This window comes from Colwellia sp. RSH04, assembly GCF_003545765.1.
GTDB lineage: Bacteria > Pseudomonadota > Gammaproteobacteria > Enterobacterales > Alteromonadaceae > Colwellia.
Genome location: NZ_QXIO01000010.1, coordinates 119,243 through 137,981, shown reverse-complemented (window position 1 = coordinate 137,981; position 18,739 = coordinate 119,243). Strand labels below are relative to the sequence as shown.

Below are 18,739 nucleotides of genomic sequence, written 5' to 3'. Positions count from 1 at the left end.
GAAACGGATGTGGATGACACCGCACCGACAGTAGCCGATCAAAGTTTTAGTTATGAAGAAAACCAAGTGGCCGATGCGGTTGTCGGGATGTTAGCGAACAATCCTGATGTGGCCACATACACGTTCAGTAATGGCAGCCAAACCTCGGCCGATGGTTATTATCACATTGATAGCAATGGTGTTATTACCATTACCGCGGCGGGTATCTTAGCGCACGTCAATGATTTTGAGGTGGGCGCGAACAGCGGTGACTATGACATTATTGCCTCAGATGCCGCAGGTAATGAAACCACCATCACCGTGACCTTAAGTGAAACGGATGTGGATGACACGGCACCAAGTGTTGCTGATCAAAGTTTTAGTTATGAAGAAAACCAAGTGGCCGATGCCGTGGTGGGAACGTTAGCGAATAATGCTGATGTGACCACATACACGTTCAGTAATGGCAGCCAAACCTCGGCCGATGGTTATTATCACATTGATAGCAATGGTGTTATTACCATTACCGCGGCGGGTATCTTAGCGCACGTCAATGATTTTGAGGTGGGCGCGAACAGCGGTGACTATGACATTATTGCCTCAGATGCCGCAGGTAATGAAACCACCATCACCGTGACCTTAAGTGAAACGGATGTAGATGATACGACCCCAGTCTTATCGTCACTTGATGATAATGCGGTTTTTGAGCATGGTTTAGTTGATGGCAGTGCTAGCTCTGGTTCGGAATTTACTAGTGGTAGTTTCTTTATTGAAGGTCAAAATATTACAGGTATTGAAATAGCTGGAAAAACGATCTCTTTAAGTGAACTTGCGTTATCAGAAATAATAATTAATACAGGTAAAGGCCTCTTAACTGTTACCTCATTTAATGATGTTACGGGAGAGTTAACTTATAGTTACCAATTATCTTCTGCTCTTAAACATATTTCAGCAGATATTATTAATGACGTTATTTCTGTAAAAGTTAGTAATGATAAAGGAGTAACTAATGGAAGCTTTAATATTGCTATTCATGACGATTCTCCTGCTATAACCGGTGGGTCGCAGAATATTATCTTTGGTGAACAAATTACCAATGTCATTATTGTTCTTGATGCATCAGGTAGTATGAACAGAGATATGAATGGAGATAGAATTGCTAACGGTAATACTACAACCCTCAGTAGAATGGATATAGCTATCGCTTCAATAAAACAACTAATTGAAGCTTATGATGATTTAGGTTCTGTTAATGTACAGTTAGTGAGCTTTAGTAGTTCAAGCAACAGTTATACAAACGCTGCATCCAACGGCTGGTTGAATTTAGCTGATGCTAAAGCTTGGTTAGATAATATTGAAAATACTAGTGCTAATGGTGGTACAGACTATGTATTAGGTTTACAAGCAGCAATGAATAACTTTGTTGCGCCGAATAACTCTGGTCAAACATACTCATATTTTATTTCTGACGGTGAACCTTTTAATGACTCAAATAAAAATGCTGCGTTAGCTTTTCAAGATCAATGGGAGGCCTTTTTAATTAATAATAATATTAATGAATCATATGCTGTTGGTATGGGCGATGTACAAACTCAGTACCTTGATGTTGTTGCTTATGCTGAAGAAAAAGATACTAATGCTACCTTGATTTATTCTGAAAGTGATATGGCTAGTTATTTACTTAATACGGTTGTTGTAGAGAAAACTGGTAGCTTGTTAGTAGATATTGTTTCAGGCAATAGCATCATAGGTGCTGATAGTGAAGGGGCCAGTTTAACATCAATTGAAATAGATGGTTTTACCTATAGTATCTTAGATGCTACTGATGGCTTATTAACTATCATTACAAATAAAGGTGGCGAACTAACCGTTAATTTTAATGATAATACTTATTCTTATTTAGCTAAAAGTAACTCTAACGGAAGTGAAGATTACATTGAGTCCTTTTACGTAAACATCACCGACGGTGATGATGATGTTAGTTCAGCAGAATTCACTATTAACGTAGGCTTTCCATCTCATACTGAAAATAGTAATGAAACAGACATACTCTATGGCAGCGAAGCTGCAGATATCTTTATGGGAAATGGTGGTGATGACGTCTTAATTGGCCTGAGCGGCAATGATATCTTAAATGGCGGCACGGGTGATGATTTCATTATTGGAGGCACAGGTGATGATACAGTAATTGGCGGTGCAGGCAATGATACATTAAGAGGGAACTCTGGTTCAGATATCTTTTATTTTGCCAGTGACTCTGCAGATAATAGTACAGATACTATTGTTGATTTTGCTAATGGAGATACTATAGATTTATCTGATTTACTTGAAGGGGAAAGCGCAACTGCTGATAGTTTAGCTGGGTACCTTCAATTTTCTTTTGATGGAACAGATACTCTTATTAGTATTGATAAAGATAAAGATGGTTCAACAGATTTGACTATTAAGTTAAGTGGTGTTGATTTAGTTGGCGATGCGCTTGATGATAGCGCCGTTATTCAAAAACTACTTGATGAAGCTAAATTAACTGTAGATTAAAATGGAGTGCTCTATTTTTTGTAAAGTAGAGCCTGCCATTTCTTAATATAAGAATAATAAATGACGACGAATCAAACAGATTTACCTCACGATATTGAGCTTCAAGCAACGCGTAAAGATCCTTTATTGGGCTGTTTAGTTTTCTTATCTAAATATTATGGAAAACCATTTTCTGCCGATGCGATGAGCAGTGGTTTACCGTTAGTTGACGGTAAACTTACCCCTGATTTAATGCCTAGAGCAGCGTTACGTGGAGGTATGGAAAGTAAGCTTGAAAGAAAAGAATTAGCTGAAATTCCAAAGCTTATGTTGCCCTGCGTGCTTCTACTAAAAGATGGTAGAGCCTGCGTATTAATTTCTACTACCAAGTCTGGTATTCGTCGTGATTTTGATTCAGAGTCAGAAAATGAAAGTGAAAATGATAAACTAGAAATCGTTTGGCCAGAGTTGCCCTCAAGTCATGAAATCATTGATAGAGAAGTATTAGAGCAAGAGTATTCAGGCTATTGCTTCTATATTCGTAAACGCTATCGGTTTGATGAAAGATCAAAACAAACATTAAAAACAAATAATGAGCATTGGTTTTGGGAAACATTACGTCGTTCTATCCCTATTTATAAAGATGTTCTTTTAGCTGCGTTTTTTATCAATTTATTTGCGGTGGCATCACCATTATTTGTTATGAATGTTTACGATAGGGTCGTGCCCAATAATGCTATTGATACGCTATGGGTTTTAGCAATAGGCATGATTATTCTATTACTGTTTGATTTTGTACTAAAAGAAGTGCGTGCTCACTTACTTGAAATAGCCGCTAAAAAGTCTGATTTACTATTATCATCCAAAATATTTGAGAAAGTATTAAATCTTAATTTATCCCACAAACCTGCTTCGGTAGGTGCATTTGCAAAACAAGTGCAAGAGTTTGAATCTATCAGGGAGTTTATTACTTCTGCAACAATAGCTGCCATTCTTGATGTACCGTTTTCATTAATCTTTATGATAATAATCGCTATCGTTGCTGGGCCACTGGCATGGGTGCCGTTAGTTTTAGTCATTCTCATGCTGATATTTTCATTTTGGATGAAGAACAAAATTAAGCATGAAGTTGAGCAAGGCAGTCGTTATTCAGTTCAGAAAAACGCTCATTTAGTTGAATCATTACAAGGCGTAGAAACCATAAAGCAAACAGGAGCTGAAAGTCAATTTCAGTCTAAATGGGAGCAATTGGTAGGCAATATCGCTAACTGGAACATTAAAGTAAAAAAATATGCGACCTCAGTCGGTACATTTAATAGTTTATTAAGTCAAATGTCTACGGTATTTATTGTGATACTGGGGGTCTATCAAATTAGTGAAGGCAACATCAGTATGGGCGCATTAATTGCCGCGGTTATGTTAAGTGGAAGAGCGTTAGCGCCTTTTTCACAAGTTGCTTTATTAATCACTCGGTATAATCAGGCAAAATCTGCGCTACTGACTTTAGATGAAATTATGAAATTGCCTGCTGAAAATATGGAGCGCTACCTTCATCGAGATCATTTTAAAGGTGATATTACCTTTGATAACGTTACTTTTGCTTACCCAGGAACTGAAGTTGCCGCCATTGCCAATGTCAGCTTTTCAATTAAAGCCGGTGAAAAGGTTGCAATTATAGGTAGAATTGGTGCTGGTAAAACATCAATTGAAAAGTTATTGATGAACTTTTACCAGCCAATTGAAGGTGCTATTCGGGTTGATGGCATAGACATTAAACAAATAAGTCCTGCTGATTTAAGACAAAAAATAGGTTGTTTAGCTCAAGATATTAATTTGTTCTATGGGACAATTCGAGAAAATATTACCTTAGGTGTTCCGCATGTTGATGATGAGCATATTATGCGTGCAGCCAAAGTTTCAGGAGTCAGTCAATTTACAGATGGCAGTCCCGAAGGCTTAGACAAGCAAGTTGGAGAGCGAGGTCAGAACTTATCAGGAGGTCAGCGCCAAGCCGTTGCTCTTGCTAGAGCATTATTATTTAACCCACCAATGCTGATTTTAGATGAACCTACCAGTAATATGGATAATTATTCTGAAGCGCAAATTAAAAAACAGCTAGGGCTTATCACCAAAGACAAAACTTTTTTATTAGTCACCCATAAAGCAAGCATGTTGACCTTGGTTGATCGAGTATTAGTTATGGAAAGAGGCCGTTTAGTCGCAGATGGCCCTACTGATAAAGTTTTAGCTGCTTTAAAAAGTGGTCAAATTAAGGCGAGTTTATAGTGAAAAAATCAAATAGCCTCGATTTGAATTATATCGACGATATTAATGCTGCCTTATTGCTTGCTGCACCTTACAAGTCACGCCTAGTGCTTTATATTATTTGTGGTTTTTGTTTTAGTTTTATACTTTGGGCTGGCTTTGCACCTCTAGATGAAGTCACGGTTGGTGATGGCAAAGTTATTCCCTCGTCACATGTGCAAATAGTGCAAAATCTTGAAGGTGGTATTTTAGATAAAGTTTTTGTCAAAGAAGGACAACAAGTAATTAAAAATCAAGAGTTAATGCGTCTTGATGATACTCGTTTTTTAGCCGACTTTAGAGAAAAGCAGCAAGAATTTATGCTACTAAAAGCAATGTCTGCTAGATTATCGGCAGAGTTAGCTAGTGTTCAGTGGTCAACAGATATTGCTGATATAAATTGGAAGCAACAATTTAATATCATCGAGCAAGCACTAGATATTACAAAAGAAGAAAAAGATAAATATCCAAGGATATACCGAACAGCAGTTGCAAGTTTTAAGGCGAATGTGAGTAATTTATCTAAACAAGTAAATGTACTCAATCATCAAATAGAACAAAAAGAGCAAGAAATAGAGTCTATTAAATCTCGCTTAAAGCATGTAAGTACAAGCTATGAATTAGGTTTAGAAGAGTTAAAACTGACCAAGCCACTTGCAGACAAAGGGGTTATTTCACCAGTAGAGTTTTTAAAACTTAAACGCCAAATAAACCAGCTACAACAAGAAGTGGAAGAAGCTAGATTAGCATTACCTCAAAGTAGAACCTCTTTACGTGAAGTCATTAGTAAACGACAAGAAGTTGTCAGTCAATACCAAAAAGACACCCAAGATACATTAACGAAAGTGCAAGCCCAGTTGGCTCAACTAGTTGAAAAACAAGTAAATTTAAAAGATAAAGTATCAAGAACCTCTGTACTTTCACCAGTATCAGGCACCATAAAAACAATTAACATCAATACTCAAGGTGGCGTTATACAACCAGGTATGGATTTACTTGAAATAGTGCCCAATGAAGATCAGCTGTTAATTGAAGCCAAAGTCCTCCCAAAAGACATCGCTTTTTTACGGCCGGGCTTAAAAGCTTTGGTTCGCTTTAGTGCGTATGATTTTGCGATTTACGGTGGATTAGAAGGCACTTTAGAGCACATTAGCGCTGACTCCATTGAAGATGAAGAGGGTAATAGTCACTATTTAATAAAAGTACGTACTAAAGAAAATCACTTACAGAGTAAAAGCGATAAAAATAAAAAATTACCGATCATTCCGGGAATGACAGCGACAGTAGATGTCATGACAGGTAAGAAAACAGTTTTGGCATATTTATTAAAGCCAATATTAAGAGCACATAACAGTGCATTACGAGAAAGATAAATAGTTTGTAATAAGAGATAGTAATGGAAATAAGAAATAATAGAAAAATCCTAAGTACGGTTCTATTAATTGGCTCGATGTTTAGTCAGCATCTTGCTGCACAATCATTAGAACAAGCAGTAGAAGCTACTTTATTAACTGAGCCTCAAATTGCCGAAGCCTTTCATCTATATAGAGCAAACCTACAAGATGTTAGGGATGCTAAAAGCGGTTATTTACCGTCAGTCGATCTACAAGCGGGTTATGGTTATGAATTAACAAATAGCCCTACAACTAGGATCGTTGGTGATGATAAACGTGAATTGAGAAGAGGAGAGTTATCGGTATCGATTCGACAAAAATTATTTGATGGTTTTGCCGTTATGGACAACGTGCAAAGAACACAGTTTGAAGCAACTGCATCACAATATGCATTATTTGGTTTAGCGCAAGAGCGTGCATTAAAAGTAGCAGAAGTATACTTATCTGTGCTTGAAACGAAAAAAATATTGCAACTTTCTCAAAGAAACTTTGATAAACACCAACGTGTATATGAACAAATTAAAGAGCGAGTAGAGCAAGGTTTAGGCTCTAGTGCCGATTTATCTCAAATTGAAGGTAGGCTTGCACGTGCAAAAGTGAATGTTATTTCATCTGAGCACAATGTTCTTGATGCAGAAAGTCGCTTCGTTGAGGTTGTTAATAAGCCACCACAAGATTTGGTTTGGCCTGTTTCCGACGCTATCTTATTGCCTAAATCATTGGATGATGCATTAACTGTTGCAAGAAGAGATCATCCTGTACTGCTGTCAGCATATAGTGATATTCAAGCAGCAGGAGAACAATTGGAGCTAAGTAATAGCAATTATTACCCTAAATTCACTTTAGAGCTTGGTGCTTCTCATAATAATAATATTGATGGTACTCGTGGTTATAATGAAGATATTACCGCAATGCTAAGAATGCGTTATAACTTGTATTCAGGCGGCTCTGATAATGCTAAAAAACTCAAAGCTGCTTACTTAAAAGAACAAAGTAAAGATATATATGCACAATCAATGAGACAAGTGATTCAAACCACAAAACTATCATGGCGTGCAGAACAATTTCTTAAAAAGCAATTTCCATTATTACAATTACATGTCGATTCAGCAAAAGCGGCGCAAAAAATTTATGAAGAACAATTCTTTTTAGGTAAACGTAGTCTTTTAGATTTGCTAGATACGAGTAATGAATTGTTTGAAGCACGTAAAACATATACCTCAGTGGAACACTCACAGCTTTTTGCACAATATCGTATTCTAGCTGCGACAGGAAAATTACTTGATGCTTTAAGAGTAGAGAAACCAAAGCAATGGAGTAAAAGATAATGTTAACAAATAAAATATTCACTATTGGTACGTTGTCTTTAGTTCTGTTTTTAACGGCCTGTGCAGGCTCTCCCGACGTTACTTATGATTCGGCAACGACAGTCTCTTTAGCTGATGATGATAACGACGGTGTTATAAACGCTAGAGATTTATGTTCAGATACTATTAAAGGAGCAGCAATTGATAATAAAGGTTGTGGAGAAGTTAAGACCTCAGTTGTCTCCGTTAATTTAAAGCTATTATTTGATAATAACTCTTCTGAAATTAAAGCGAGCTATTTAAACGAATTAGAACAGTTTGCTTATGCTATTAATCAAAGTTCATCTGAATTGATGGTGGAATTAGAGGGACATGCCAGTGCTGTAGGTAGTGCAGAATATAATTTGAAACTCTCTCATAGACGAGCTAATAGTGTAAAAAACACATTGATTGAAAAGTTTGCTGTTGAAGAAAGTAAATTGTCAGCAGTGGCCTTCGGTGAAAGCAAGCTTGTCGCAACGGGAGATGGCGAGATAGATCATAGTTTGAATCGTCGTGTGGTTGCTCATATTCAAGTAAATAAAGAAGAAGATTTATTACGCTGGAACATTTATAGTACGGAGAATGATTAGTTTTAACGACTTTAGATAAATGTGAGTTTATGGCCAAATCCGCGAGTAATTTTATTATATTACTGATGTTCTGCGTATTGTGGCCATTACTTGCTGTTAATCAGCAGAAAAAGCTTGATTGGGATATTTTAGAAATAAAATTGATTAGCAAGTATGGCGAAAAAGCAGGAAAAAGATTAAAAGCTTGGCAAAACATACTTGATGACTCAACCCTCGATAACGACCTTGAAAAACTTGCCCGTGTAAATCAATTTTTTAACCTACTTAATTTTGTTGATGATATCCCTTTATGGGGTAAAAAAGATTATTGGGCAACGCCACTTGAGTTTTTAGGTGCCAATGCCGGAGACTGTGAAGACTTTAGTATCGCGAAATATTTTAGTTTGCTAACGATGGGAATTAGTGAAGAAAAAATGCGTATTACTTATGTTAAAGCGCTTTCACTTAATCAGTACCATATGGTTTTAGCGTATTATCCTACCCCCAATGCCATCCCATTAATACTTGATAATATTAAAGGTGAAATATTACCGGCAAATCAGCGAAAGGATTTAATTCCCGTGTATAGTTTTAATGGTGAAAACCTATGGCTTAGCAAAGCAAAAGGGCAAGGTAAGCTAGCAGGCAAGTCTAGTCGATTAAAAAGCTGGAATAAACTAAGGGAGCGCTTTAACAATGCAGAGCTTGGTAAACCGCTTTATATTCCTTAATCATCACAACATTAACTAACGTATAGTGCTTTTGGTGCTTGTATAAACTCACCTTGGCAGCCATCACAGTTAATCTCTTTAACCACATTAAGTACCGCTTCATTTTCAATATGACAAGCGATAACTTTAACGCCTAACCCATGACAAATTTGATTTACGGCCTGAACAAAGCTCTTGTTATCGATATCTTTGTTAATATCACGGATATAGCTACCATCTATTTTAATAAAGTCTAAATCTAAACCATTAATATACTTAAATGACGTTAAGCTAGTACCAAACCTTTCGATACAGATGCCAATATCTAAGCTTTTAAATTGATGTATGTGTTTAGAGGCCAGTTCAATATCTTTAAGTAGGGCTATTTCATTTATCTCAAAGTAAACGTGATGTCGGCATTGATCATTTTCAGCTATGAAATGAGTAAGCCATTGACAAAAGTTTGTACTAAGCAGCGATTGTTGACTTATATTTATTGCGATGGCAGCAGACATCGTTGTTTTAACTAAACTTGCTGCAGCGGTAATAAGTTTCATGTCTAATTGTTCGGTTAAATGCAGCCTTTCAGCCATAGCGAACAATTGATTGTTTGGAATAATTTCTTTTTTATAATAAAACTTTGCTAATAATTCATTATAAAATGGTTTTTCAATGAAAGAGTTATTCGTTGTAGAATCATTGTTTAATTCACATTTTCGAACTGGTTGTACTAAAAACTCTATGTGACCAGAGTCTATAAGCTCATTAATTAAAGTGCTCCAATCTTGTAAGCCTAACGATATGCCTTGATCACTTTCGGTGATATTTTTTTCGGTCTGTAATGTCGATGCTCTTTCTGTTAATAGTGTATCTAGTTTAATCAACAATGCTTTTAACGTATCCGATTTTTGATAAGCGACAGAGACATGTTTAGCAAAACTATTTGGGTAATCTTCACTGCTAAATTGCTCGAACTGGCTCGTTATTTGTTGGAGTTCGTTTTGGCACAGTGAAATAGGAAGAGGAATAGCTACGATGAAACTACCTCCATTAATACGGTAAAATTTTACTTCTGAATTGTTGTTGAAAGCTTGATTGACCATATCAACAAACTGAAGCACATAATTATCACCTGCCTGATAACCTTGGCTCTGATTAACATGCTGTAATGATGGTAACTCTAGTAAAATAATTGTCCCAACACTCTCACTCTCTATTTCGCTTAAATGATGCGTAAATTGGTTCTCAAATGCTCTTCTATTTCCTAGCCCTGTTAACTTATCTACATACGCCTCTTGTGTATATTGTTCGGCCTGATTCGTCAGCGACGTGAAGTTTTTCTGAATGTTATCTACCATGCTGTTTAATGCACTCACAACAACATTTAATTCACGAGTAAATGATTGTTTGGTATTGATATTGAATTGTTTCTTACTCACAGCAATCGCTTGCTCTTCCACACGCGATAGCGGTTTTAATACGGTATTCAAAATAAAATAAGCCAGTACTAAGCTAACGATTAATATAATGGCAAAAGCTGCAAAAGCTTTAATAGCGTATTGCCATAATTGATAGTAAGAAGCGCCTGCATGACTGGTAACAGAAAGAGAGGCTGCAATGCGCCAGCCAGTATTAATTTTACTTTCTCGTGTCGGAGGAGAAAGTGGAAACATATCAATAAACCAATTAGGGACTTTTTCAACGGTTTTCGGCGCTTCTTTACTAAGAATAACTGATTGATTATCGGTATCGGTTAGCACCATTGCAGCATAGTAACCCGAATCGAATATCGCAGAGATCATTGTTTCGACAATGATGATATCTTCACTCGCTAAATAAGGCGCAATCGATAACCCTAAGCTGGTTGCGGTATCTTGTGCATGGCTACCCATTTGTTCATTTAAGTACTCTTTAGTGTGTTCTACACTGACTAACAGGGTACCTATAAATGAGATTATCCCTAAAAATATGACTAAGCCATAAATTTGAGTCTTTAAACTAAACCCTTTTGCTTTACTAAGGGGCATAAGATAAAACCTTATTATTAACAGAGCTAATGTAAAATTTTATTCTACCTGCTGTTGAACTATATGTGTATATTTACAGGGAAATACTTTTAGCAGTAAGAACTTCATAGAGTGAGCTAATATTTATTATCTTTGTTCGCTTTATTATTGTAGGTCAACATAGTTTATTCCTTCCTTTTATACAATGCTGTTCATTTAAGATATTTCTATTTAGCAACCGCAACTTATTAGGAAGAACAATGACATCAATTCCCCAATACATGACATCGAAGCACAGAGAATGTGATGATTACTTTACCGAAGCTGAAAGCGCTGTAGCCAAAGAAAACTGGTCTGAAGCGACTGGTAAATGGCAGCAGTTTTCAGATGAGTTAGCGTTGCATTTAACGCAAGAGGAAGAAACATTATTTCCACAGTTTGAGCAAGCTACTGGAATGACCGCAGGACCAACGCAAGTTATGCGTATGGAGCATCAACAAATGCGTGCTTTAGTGCAAGACCTTGATAATGCATTAAACAATAAAGCAAAAGATGAATACCTTGGCTTGTCTGAAACCTTAATGGTGATGATGCAGCAACATAATATGAAAGAAGAAATGATGCTTTATCCGATGATGGAACAACATCTAGTGAATGGAGAGCAATTAATCTCATCATTTGAACAAAGTTAATTTTTATTAATTCTTTAAAGTCAGATGAAAGGAGGGGATAGTGGAGATAATTACAATCGATGTGAGCCAGTTAGCACCTCCTGAACCCATGACAAAAATATTGCATGCATTGTCTCAATTAACGGCTGAACAATGCTTGGAAGTTAAACATAGCCGACAGCCTTATCCGTTATATGAGCAGTTGCATCAAGGCTCATGGTGTCATTATTGCCAAGTAGTAAAACAAGCGCAAAATCAAGAACAGGTTTTCATATATATTTATCGAGTGACTTTACAGTCTCAAGTTGAACAATTTATTGCTACTCGTTATTCAGGACATAATTTATGAATATATCTGGGTTGTCTTTTAATGCATTACCGCCGATAGACCTTCCTTTTCGATACTTTTTAACAGCGCCGTTATTCGTAATTTTTTGCGGTATCTATCTTTTGAGTTATGGCGATAGTTTATGGCTAAGTCGCTGGACAACAGGAATGTTAACGCTAACCCATGCCTTTACACTCGGATTTATTTCTATGGTGATGATGGGAGCGTTATTACAACTTTTACCCGTTATAGGTGGGGTTGGAATTAAGAAACCGAGGTTTATTGCGACCACTTGCCATATGCTTCATTGTGTCGGTACTTGCAGCTTACTGCTTGCTTTTAATGCGCCAACCCTATGGTGGCTTTATCTCGCTATTTTCTGTCTAACATTGAGTTTTTTAATCTATATTGTCGCTTTGATACAGGTATTAATAAAAAAATTAAGCCAAGGCGATTCGGTGATTGGTTTTCGGTTGGCTGTATTTTCGCTAATGGTTGTTGTTTTACTTGGTTTGGGGTTACTTAGTCGTAATCTTGATTTAACGCCGTTTGGTTTGAGTAAATTGACGTTATTAGCAGATAAACACTTTACTAATATCCATGCTGTTTGGGGAATCGCAGGTTGGGGAAGTTTATTAATTATTGCGGTTAGTTTTCAAGTTATTCCTATGTTTCACGTTGCGCCAAGCTTCCCTACGAGAATAAAGAAGACGATGACTTGGTTTGTTATGCTTTTTTTAATCAGTTATATCTTTTTTCCTGTTTGGGCGATGCCTTTACTTTTTGTTGTTCATGCTATTTTTGCCTTCAGTTTATTGTCGGTATTGGCTCGACGAAAAAGACGTATTATTGATACTACTATTCGCTATTGGCAGTTTGCTGCAATTGCACTTTTATTAAGTAATGCTATTTATTTTTTCCCGGAGTCTTGGTTGATGTTGACTAACGATGCATCGATTTTTCACAACCTTGCCCATAAAAAAGAACTGATCTTAGCGGCAATTATCATCTTTGGTTATTTAGTGTCTGTTATTCAAGGCATGCTCTTAAAGATATTACCTTTTCTTAGTTACACTCATTTGCAACAACGCTGTTTGATGGATTTTTCAGCCATGCAATATATTCCTAATATGCATGAGTTTTTTACTAAACGACAAGCTTCAATTTTATTTTATTTGCACTGTACTTCTAGCGTTTTATTACTTGCTGTCATTCTTGAAAATCAGTTTTATTATTTTTTTGCGGTGTTATTAATTATTGAGTTTTTATATCTATTTTTTCTTTCGCTAAAGACGGTCTTACTTTATTTTCAAGTGAGCAATAAAATATCCTTGTCTAGCAAAGGCTAACTGGCTAGGATAGCGCCATAACTATAGGAGCCACAAACCATTGCAATCTATACAAGTAAATTACCCAAAAGGTTCAATAACCTCTGATATAATTCATCCTTCTAAGGTTATCTGTATCGGACGAAACTATGTTGAACATATTTATGAGTTAGCTAATGAAATTCCTGATGAAATGGTGGTGTTTTTAAAGCCTAATTCCTCGATTAGTAATCAACTCAAGGCACAGCATTTAGTTGATACTTTGCATTATGAAGCTGAATTAAGCTTCTTATATCAACAAGGGAAATTTACTGCGGTAGCAATTGGATTAGACTTAACTAAGCGTGACGTACAAGCAAAGCTCAAAGCGAAAGGGTTACCTTGGGAGCGTGCTAAGGCGTTTGATCATTCTGCAGTATTTAGTCACTTTGTTAATATAGAGCACCTAAGTGAAAGTGAATTTAATCAATTAAGTTTGTCGTTAACGATTAATGGAGAACTAATTCAGCAAGGCGGCATAGATTTAATGATGTATAAACCAGACGTAATATTAAATGAGTTACAATCGTTCATAACCCTTGAAGATGGCGATATCGTTATGACGGGCACACCTAAAGGTGTAGGTGTTATTCAAAAAGGTGACCAATTCATTGGTCAAGTGTTACTCAAGCAACGTCATGATAAATTAGAGAGTCTTGTTGAAGAAACGTGGCTAGCAAAGCCTTTATAATTAAACGACGTCGCATGAACATTTTGTTATAGCAAATAATTTATCATGCTTTTAGTATTCGCACCTATGTTTAGTGACAGCTTTGCTACACTTAGGGTAGATAAAATCAAACTATATAATATCGGGTAAGTTATGGAATATGAATTTATACATGATGCTATAACTGGTGAAGCAAGAGCCCAATTTTCATTAGAGCATCAAGTGATTGGTCCGTGGATTGAAACAGAAGTAGGGCGCAGTGCTGATAAGTTAGCGCAACTCTTAACAGCTATAGATGAAGTAGAAAAAGGAAAAGCGCCTGAGGTGTTAATTACGGGACATGAATACTCTATTGCCATTAATCAAGATGATATATCTGTTCAAACCAATGCGAGCTTTAATGGCGTTGACCCTTTGCCTGATATGTTAACGTCAGAGCATATAAATGTTGACCAATACGAAGTTGCAGGGTGTGGTATTGATGACTTCAGACAACTGTTACTATCATGGGCAAAATTCACCAATACACTGCATTATTAGGTAAGCATTATTAGGTAAGCATTAGTAGGTAAACATTATTAAGTGAGCCTTATAGTTAAGTCAGAGTTATATTCTTTGTTGAAGTTCTGTAATTATTTCTGGCAATGCTTGTTCTTTTATTCCCATATTATATAGAACATCATGTTGAACATACTGCCAATCAACTGAAGGTACATCATAGTATTTTAAATGAACAATATGTTCAGCAAGCTTTAAAATTGCATAATAATCTTGCTGTTCTGAATTATCTAATCGATCTAAGAAAGCTCTGTCATGATGCTGTAAAATAATTTGGCAAATATCTTTAGGTAAACGCCATGAACTCGCGACGTAATAACCAATGACTGCATGGTTTGCTTGATATATCTCTTCTTCTATTTCAGTCAACGATAATTCTGGCCTTTGAATCGCACTATCTAAGGTTTCTTGATAATTACTGTATTTCATTGCCATGACTGGCACGCCACAACCATGAAATAGCCCAAGGCTGAATAACTTATCTGTTGCTAGGTTGGGTTTAAATTGCCTGCCTAAAAGTACGGTAATAGTTGATATGTCGGTAGATAGCTGCCAGAAAGCTTCAAGCTCAATACTGCAACTTTTAGGATCAAAACTTTTCTTAATTAAACTCCCTGTAACGAGCATGATAATGCCGTATAGGCCAATATAGTTAACCGACATCTGAATATCAGTAACCGTTCGGCTTAAACCATATAAAGGTGAGTTTATGGCTTTTAAAATGGCGGCACTTACCGCGACATCTTGGCTTATAGTGTTGGCTATTTCTTTGATATCTGGTTCATGTTCAGCCATTAACTTTAAAAGCTTTAATAACAGTTTCGGTTGGGCAGGTACTGAAAACCCTTTGCTGATATCATCTAAAACTTGTTGATCTACAATTAGCATAGTATCTCTTTAGTTGAATAAGACAGTGTTAAACACTTGCTTGCAAAACTTCTGGTTAGCCTAAGTAAATAATATGCCAATTTTTAATATTTTGCTTACTTATCATGACTGTTTTTAATTATTACTTTTAAATGTTGGTGACAAAGATCATGGTAATAAAAAATCCGATGATAATGGCATTAAATATTAATATATAAATAAAGCCTTTAAGTCCTTGTTTTAAGCTATACCCGCGATTATTAAGATACCACCACCAAATTACACACATGATAATCGGCAGTAAGAAAAAAAGTCTGATCATGAGTTTGTACCTGTTGTTATTTGTGGTTCATTCCAAGGTGCTACTTTGAATAACATCAGCATACCCGGTATGGCAAGAGCAGTGCAAAGAAAGTAAAATTGCGTCCAACCAATTTGTTCAACAATAATACCTGTCGTCGCGTTAGCAAATGTTCTCGGTAATACTGCTATTGCAGTAAATAACGCTATTTGTGTCGCTGCGAAAGCAGGGTTTGTCGCTCTAGCAATGAAAGCCGTAAATGCAGCAGTACCAAGTCCTACGCCTAAGTATTCAAAACCAATCGCTAGTGCTAAAGCATAATTGTTATGTCCAATTTCTGCTAATGCAGCAAACCCAAGAATACTGGCGATTTGAACAAAGCCAAATAACCAAAGCGCTCGATTTATACTGAGTTTGATCATGACCACACCACCAACGATAATTCCTATTGTCATGGCAATCATAGAGGAGGTTTTAGCAATAACACCTATCTCTGTTTTACTAAACCCCATATCAATGAAAAATGGGGTTTGCAATGCAGTTGCCATGTTATCGCCTAGTTTGTACAGGACAAGAAAGGCTAAGGTGTAAAGTGCTGTTTTAACACCGTTGCTTTGAATAAAGTCGCGAAAAGGTAATACGACCGCTTCATGTAGTGATTTAGGGGCATTATGTTCTGTATCTAGCTCTTTGATGCACAGAGTCAGAACGATACCTAGTACCATAAAGGCAGCTACAATCATAAAGACTGATTGCCAGCTAATGTGGTCAGCCAAAATAAAAGCGAGAGAGCCGGGTACTAAGCCTGACAAGCGGTAAGCTTGTACATGAATTGAATTACCTAAACCTAACTCATTTTCGGGTAATAATTCACGTCGATAAGCATCAAGAACAATATCCTGACTGGCGCTAAAGAAGGCGACACCTGCAGCAAGGTAAGCCACAGACCATATATCCATGGCAGGATTGATATAGCCAAAAGCACCAATACTAACAAGTAGCAAGATCTGCGTGGCCAACATCCAACTACGTCTTCTACCCATACTCCCTAATGAATACCTGTCCATTAAAGGAGACCAGAAAAACTTCCATACATAGGGTATGCCAATTAATGAAAATAAACCTATTTCAGTTAAACTGACTCCCTCAGAGCGAAGCCAGCCAGGTACTAGTTGGTAAAGCACAAACAAAGGTAAGCCTGAGCTGAATCCAGTAAAGATACAGATCAACATTCGTTTATTTAAAATTGCTTGCTTGAAAGTGCTAGATGACATTTATTTGAGATGCTCGATAAAAGTTAATGTTATCAAGCTTATCAGAGTGAACTAGTCAGCAAAAGGATTGAAATTATTTTTAAGCAATAGGACGCCATCCAATACAATCGATAGGATAGCTGCCAGTACCTTTGAAAAAGTCTAAACAGGTATTCATTTCGCTCTTAAAGAATAAATCTTGAGTTAATGCTTGTGCGCCATGTAAGCTTATTTCGTGCATTAAATGCCAAAAAACTCTTTCTTGGGCTGAGTTTGGTGTTTCATCAACCACCTTTAAAAGCGTCCACTCAGCCATTGTATCTAAAATAAATTGATCTAATTCAGTGTAATGAAGTTTGTTGTCGATAACAGCATTTACATAGGCATGCATTTGCGTGATTTTATTAGTGATAAACTGCTCAATTATCATATTTCCCCTAGGAGGCTTCCTGCATCCTTATATTCCTTATTCCTTTATTTCTAACAAAGTATTTATTTTCAACGTTACTTAAGTTATCGGAGATCTTTCGTACTTTGTCAAAAAAATAGCCAGTATTTTTGTTATGAAAATGTAAGATAACCCTGTGAAAAAATACTTTGTTAAGCTTAACAAGCTCTAGGGCGTGTTAAGCTTTGTTTTATAATTCAGTTGATTGGCTCATCGTTATTTATTCTGCAGGTAATAATGTTGCCTTAATTAATAATACGGGTTCAACAGGGACATCTTCCCATGCCATGCTTTCGTTATAGTCTGTTTTTACTTTAGCAATGGCTTCTAATACCTCGTCACCCTCAACGATGGCACCAAAAACTGCATATCCCCAACGTCTGCCTGGATCTAAATTCGTATTATCTGCGACATTAAAAAAGAACTGTCTATTCGCGGTGTGAGGTCTGTTCTCTTTTGCCATGGCGATAGTACCTACTTCATTTTTTAAACCATTACCTGATTCATTAATGATGTCTGCATTTAACTTTTTCTCGATAAAGTTAGCGTCGTAGCCACCGCCCTGAACGACAAAGCCTTCAACGACACGATGAAATATGGTGTTATTGTATTCGCCAGTAACAACATAAGTTAGGAAGTTATCAACAGTGATAGGTGCTTTAACTCTGTCTAGTTCAACAATAATAACGCCCATTGATGTTTCTAACTTTACTTTAGGGTAGATGTTAGTGGGATCAATCGCTTTATTTTGAGCAAAGCTCATTAGGCTTATCAAACACAAACTAAATAATGAAAGGTAAAATGCACTGCGCTTCATGTGATGCTGAACTCCGACTATTTATTATAAAAAGGCTTTAATGTCTTTACTGTTTAATATGCTTAATAATAGCGCGTTTAAATTTTGATTAAAGTCACGCTCTAATACCGCAATATCTGCTTGCAAAGCGCCTTCACTATTGCCTCTGTTTTTAAAGGTGTTTGTTAATGTTTGCTCACCATTATTAATAGTAACGTTAATAATTATTTCACTCTGAGTGTTATATTTCATTGTTTTTTGTTCAACACTAATAACGGCTTTCTCAATGTTGATGTTTATTGAAGTCGCAGCAAGTGCAGCAATGGTTAAACCTTGTTTTTGCCAGTTATCACTGAGGTTCTTTTTAATAATATTCTCTAAACGTTCTTGAGACGATAAAATGGTAGCCGCTTCATCTTCTTTTAGAATTTGAACAATATGATTGCTAGTGCGCATATCTGTGACGGTTAATTGCGCTTGTTTGTTTTCATAAATAAGGTGGTTTGATACCGCAACATCTGGCGCGACAATTAAGTGACTCGGAGCTGATGAACAAGCGCTTAAGGCAATGATGAAAAAAATTAAAGTAAATATCTTTGATGGCATGAGTTTTTCTCCATGATTCTTTTTATAAAAGGTAAATTTAAAAGGT

17 protein-coding genes are annotated in these 18,739 nt (G+C 36.5%); 11 read left to right on the top strand and 6 right to left on the bottom strand.

Going from position 1 to position 18,739, the window contains the following annotated elements:
• The 6 genes from D1094_RS15320 to D1094_RS15295 form a co-directional block, all read left to right on the top strand.
• Positions 1-2,517, top strand: a 2,517-nt coding sequence (locus D1094_RS15320; RefSeq protein WP_147361088.1) for a type I secretion C-terminal target domain-containing protein, incomplete at its 5' end; no start/stop codon positions are given.
• A gap of 60 nt (positions 2,518-2,577) precedes the next feature.
• Positions 2,578-4,782, top strand: coding sequence for a type I secretion system permease/ATPase (locus tag D1094_RS15315; protein WP_118960980.1), 2,205 nt, complete (start codon positions 2,578-2,580; stop codon positions 4,780-4,782).
• Complete coding sequence (locus D1094_RS15310; RefSeq protein WP_259337980.1) at positions 4,782-6,173, top strand: HlyD family type I secretion periplasmic adaptor subunit; 1,392 nt, start codon at positions 4,782-4,784, stop codon at positions 6,171-6,173. The genes D1094_RS15315 and D1094_RS15310 overlap by 1 nt, the downstream gene beginning before the upstream one ends.
• 23 nt (positions 6,174-6,196) lie before the next feature.
• Positions 6,197-7,522 (top strand): TolC family outer membrane protein, encoded by a 1,326-nt coding sequence (locus tag D1094_RS15305; RefSeq protein WP_118960978.1) that lies wholly within the window; start codon positions 6,197-6,199, stop codon positions 7,520-7,522.
• Positions 7,522-8,133, top strand: coding sequence for an OmpA family protein (locus D1094_RS15300; protein ID WP_118960977.1), 612 nt, complete (start codon positions 7,522-7,524; stop codon positions 8,131-8,133). The genes D1094_RS15305 and D1094_RS15300 overlap by 1 nt, the downstream gene beginning before the upstream one ends.
• Positions 8,134-8,162: 29 nt before the next feature.
• Entirely contained in the window at positions 8,163-8,843 is a 681-nt protein-coding gene (locus D1094_RS15295) for a transglutaminase-like cysteine peptidase (protein WP_118960976.1), read from the top strand.
• Positions 8,844-8,854: 11 nt separating this feature from the next.
• On the opposite strand, the gene D1094_RS15290 is transcribed toward D1094_RS15295, so the two are convergent.
• Positions 8,855-10,849: an EAL domain-containing protein gene (locus tag D1094_RS15290; protein WP_118960975.1), complete on the bottom strand. Its 1,995-nt coding sequence runs from the start codon at positions 10,847-10,849 to the stop codon at positions 8,855-8,857.
• 239 nt (positions 10,850-11,088) lie between these two features.
• On the opposite strand from D1094_RS15290, the gene D1094_RS15285 reads away from it, so the two are divergent.
• The 5 genes from D1094_RS15285 to D1094_RS15265 all read left to right on the top strand — a co-directional run bounded on the left by D1094_RS15285 (position 11,089) and on the right by D1094_RS15265 (position 14,404).
• On the top strand, positions 11,089-11,520 hold the full coding sequence (locus D1094_RS15285) for a hemerythrin domain-containing protein (RefSeq protein WP_118960974.1): 432 nt from the start codon (positions 11,089-11,091) through the stop codon (positions 11,518-11,520).
• 40 nt (positions 11,521-11,560) lie between these two features.
• Positions 11,561-11,848, top strand: a complete 288-nt coding sequence (locus D1094_RS15280) for a DUF2249 domain-containing protein (protein ID WP_118960973.1) — start codon at positions 11,561-11,563, stop codon at positions 11,846-11,848.
• On the top strand, positions 11,845-13,176 hold the full coding sequence (locus tag D1094_RS15275; RefSeq protein ID WP_118960972.1) for a hypothetical protein: 1,332 nt from the start codon (positions 11,845-11,847) through the stop codon (positions 13,174-13,176). The genes D1094_RS15280 and D1094_RS15275 overlap by 4 nt, the downstream gene beginning before the upstream one ends.
• A 40-nt stretch (positions 13,177-13,216) precedes the next feature.
• The gene (locus tag D1094_RS15270) at positions 13,217-13,885 is read left to right on the top strand and encodes a fumarylacetoacetate hydrolase family protein (protein WP_259337979.1); all 669 of its coding nucleotides are present in this window, start codon (positions 13,217-13,219) and stop codon (positions 13,883-13,885) included.
• Positions 13,886-14,017: 132 nt separating this feature from the next.
• Positions 14,018-14,404, top strand: coding sequence for a YacL family protein (locus D1094_RS15265; RefSeq protein WP_118960971.1), 387 nt, complete (start codon positions 14,018-14,020; stop codon positions 14,402-14,404).
• A 66-nt stretch (positions 14,405-14,470) separates the two neighbouring features.
• On the opposite strand, the gene D1094_RS15260 is transcribed toward D1094_RS15265, so the two are convergent.
• The 5 genes from D1094_RS15260 to D1094_RS15240 all read right to left on the bottom strand — a co-directional run bounded on the left by D1094_RS15260 (position 14,471) and on the right by D1094_RS15240 (position 18,693).
• Complete coding sequence (locus tag D1094_RS15260; protein ID WP_118960970.1) at positions 14,471-15,310, bottom strand: HDOD domain-containing protein; 840 nt, start codon at positions 15,308-15,310, stop codon at positions 14,471-14,473.
• Positions 15,311-15,607: 297 nt separating this feature from the next.
• Positions 15,608-16,864, bottom strand: coding sequence for an AmpG family muropeptide MFS transporter (locus tag D1094_RS15255; protein ID WP_118960969.1), 1,257 nt, complete (start codon positions 16,862-16,864; stop codon positions 15,608-15,610).
• Positions 16,865-16,943: 79 nt separating this feature from the next.
• On the bottom strand, positions 16,944-17,273 hold the full coding sequence (locus D1094_RS15250) for a hypothetical protein (RefSeq protein ID WP_118960968.1): 330 nt from the start codon (positions 17,271-17,273) through the stop codon (positions 16,944-16,946).
• A 238-nt stretch (positions 17,274-17,511) separates the two neighbouring features.
• Positions 17,512-18,108: a peptidylprolyl isomerase gene (locus D1094_RS15245; RefSeq protein ID WP_118960967.1), complete on the bottom strand. Its 597-nt coding sequence runs from the start codon at positions 18,106-18,108 to the stop codon at positions 17,512-17,514.
• 24 nt (positions 18,109-18,132) lie between these two features.
• Positions 18,133-18,693: a YajG family lipoprotein gene (locus D1094_RS15240; RefSeq protein ID WP_118960966.1), complete on the bottom strand. Its 561-nt coding sequence runs from the start codon at positions 18,691-18,693 to the stop codon at positions 18,133-18,135.
• Positions 18,694-18,739 lie beyond the last annotated feature (46 nt).

Bases quoted from the DNA above. Each gene is read 5' to 3' on its own strand.
- D1094_RS15275 (WP_118960972.1), top strand. From the start codon at position 11,845: ATGAATATATCTGGGTTGTCTTTTAATGCATTACCGCCGATAGACCTT.
- D1094_RS15260 (WP_118960970.1), bottom strand. From the start codon at position 15,310: ATGCTAATTGTAGATCAACAAGTTTTAGATGATATCAGCAAAGGGTTT.
- D1094_RS15285 (WP_118960974.1), top strand. From the start codon at position 11,089: ATGACATCAATTCCCCAATACATGACATCGAAGCACAGAGAATGTGAT.
- D1094_RS15250 (WP_118960968.1), bottom strand. From the start codon at position 17,273: ATGATAATTGAGCAGTTTATCACTAATAAAATCACGCAAATGCATGCC.
- D1094_RS15240 (WP_118960966.1), bottom strand. From the start codon at position 18,693: ATGCCATCAAAGATATTTACTTTAATTTTTTTCATCATTGCCTTAAGC.
- D1094_RS15295 (WP_118960976.1), top strand. From the start codon at position 8,163: ATGGCCAAATCCGCGAGTAATTTTATTATATTACTGATGTTCTGCGTA.
- D1094_RS15265 (WP_118960971.1), top strand. From the start codon at position 14,018: ATGGAATATGAATTTATACATGATGCTATAACTGGTGAAGCAAGAGCC.
- D1094_RS15245 (WP_118960967.1), bottom strand. From the start codon at position 18,108: ATGAAGCGCAGTGCATTTTACCTTTCATTATTTAGTTTGTGTTTGATA.
- D1094_RS15255 (WP_118960969.1), bottom strand. From the start codon at position 16,864: ATGTCATCTAGCACTTTCAAGCAAGCAATTTTAAATAAACGAATGTTG.
- D1094_RS15290 (WP_118960975.1), bottom strand. From the start codon at position 10,849: ATGCCCCTTAGTAAAGCAAAAGGGTTTAGTTTAAAGACTCAAATTTAT.
- D1094_RS15300 (WP_118960977.1), top strand. From the start codon at position 7,522: ATGTTAACAAATAAAATATTCACTATTGGTACGTTGTCTTTAGTTCTG.
- D1094_RS15315 (WP_118960980.1), top strand. From the start codon at position 2,578: ATGACGACGAATCAAACAGATTTACCTCACGATATTGAGCTTCAAGCA.
- D1094_RS15305 (WP_118960978.1), top strand. From the start codon at position 6,197: ATGGAAATAAGAAATAATAGAAAAATCCTAAGTACGGTTCTATTAATT.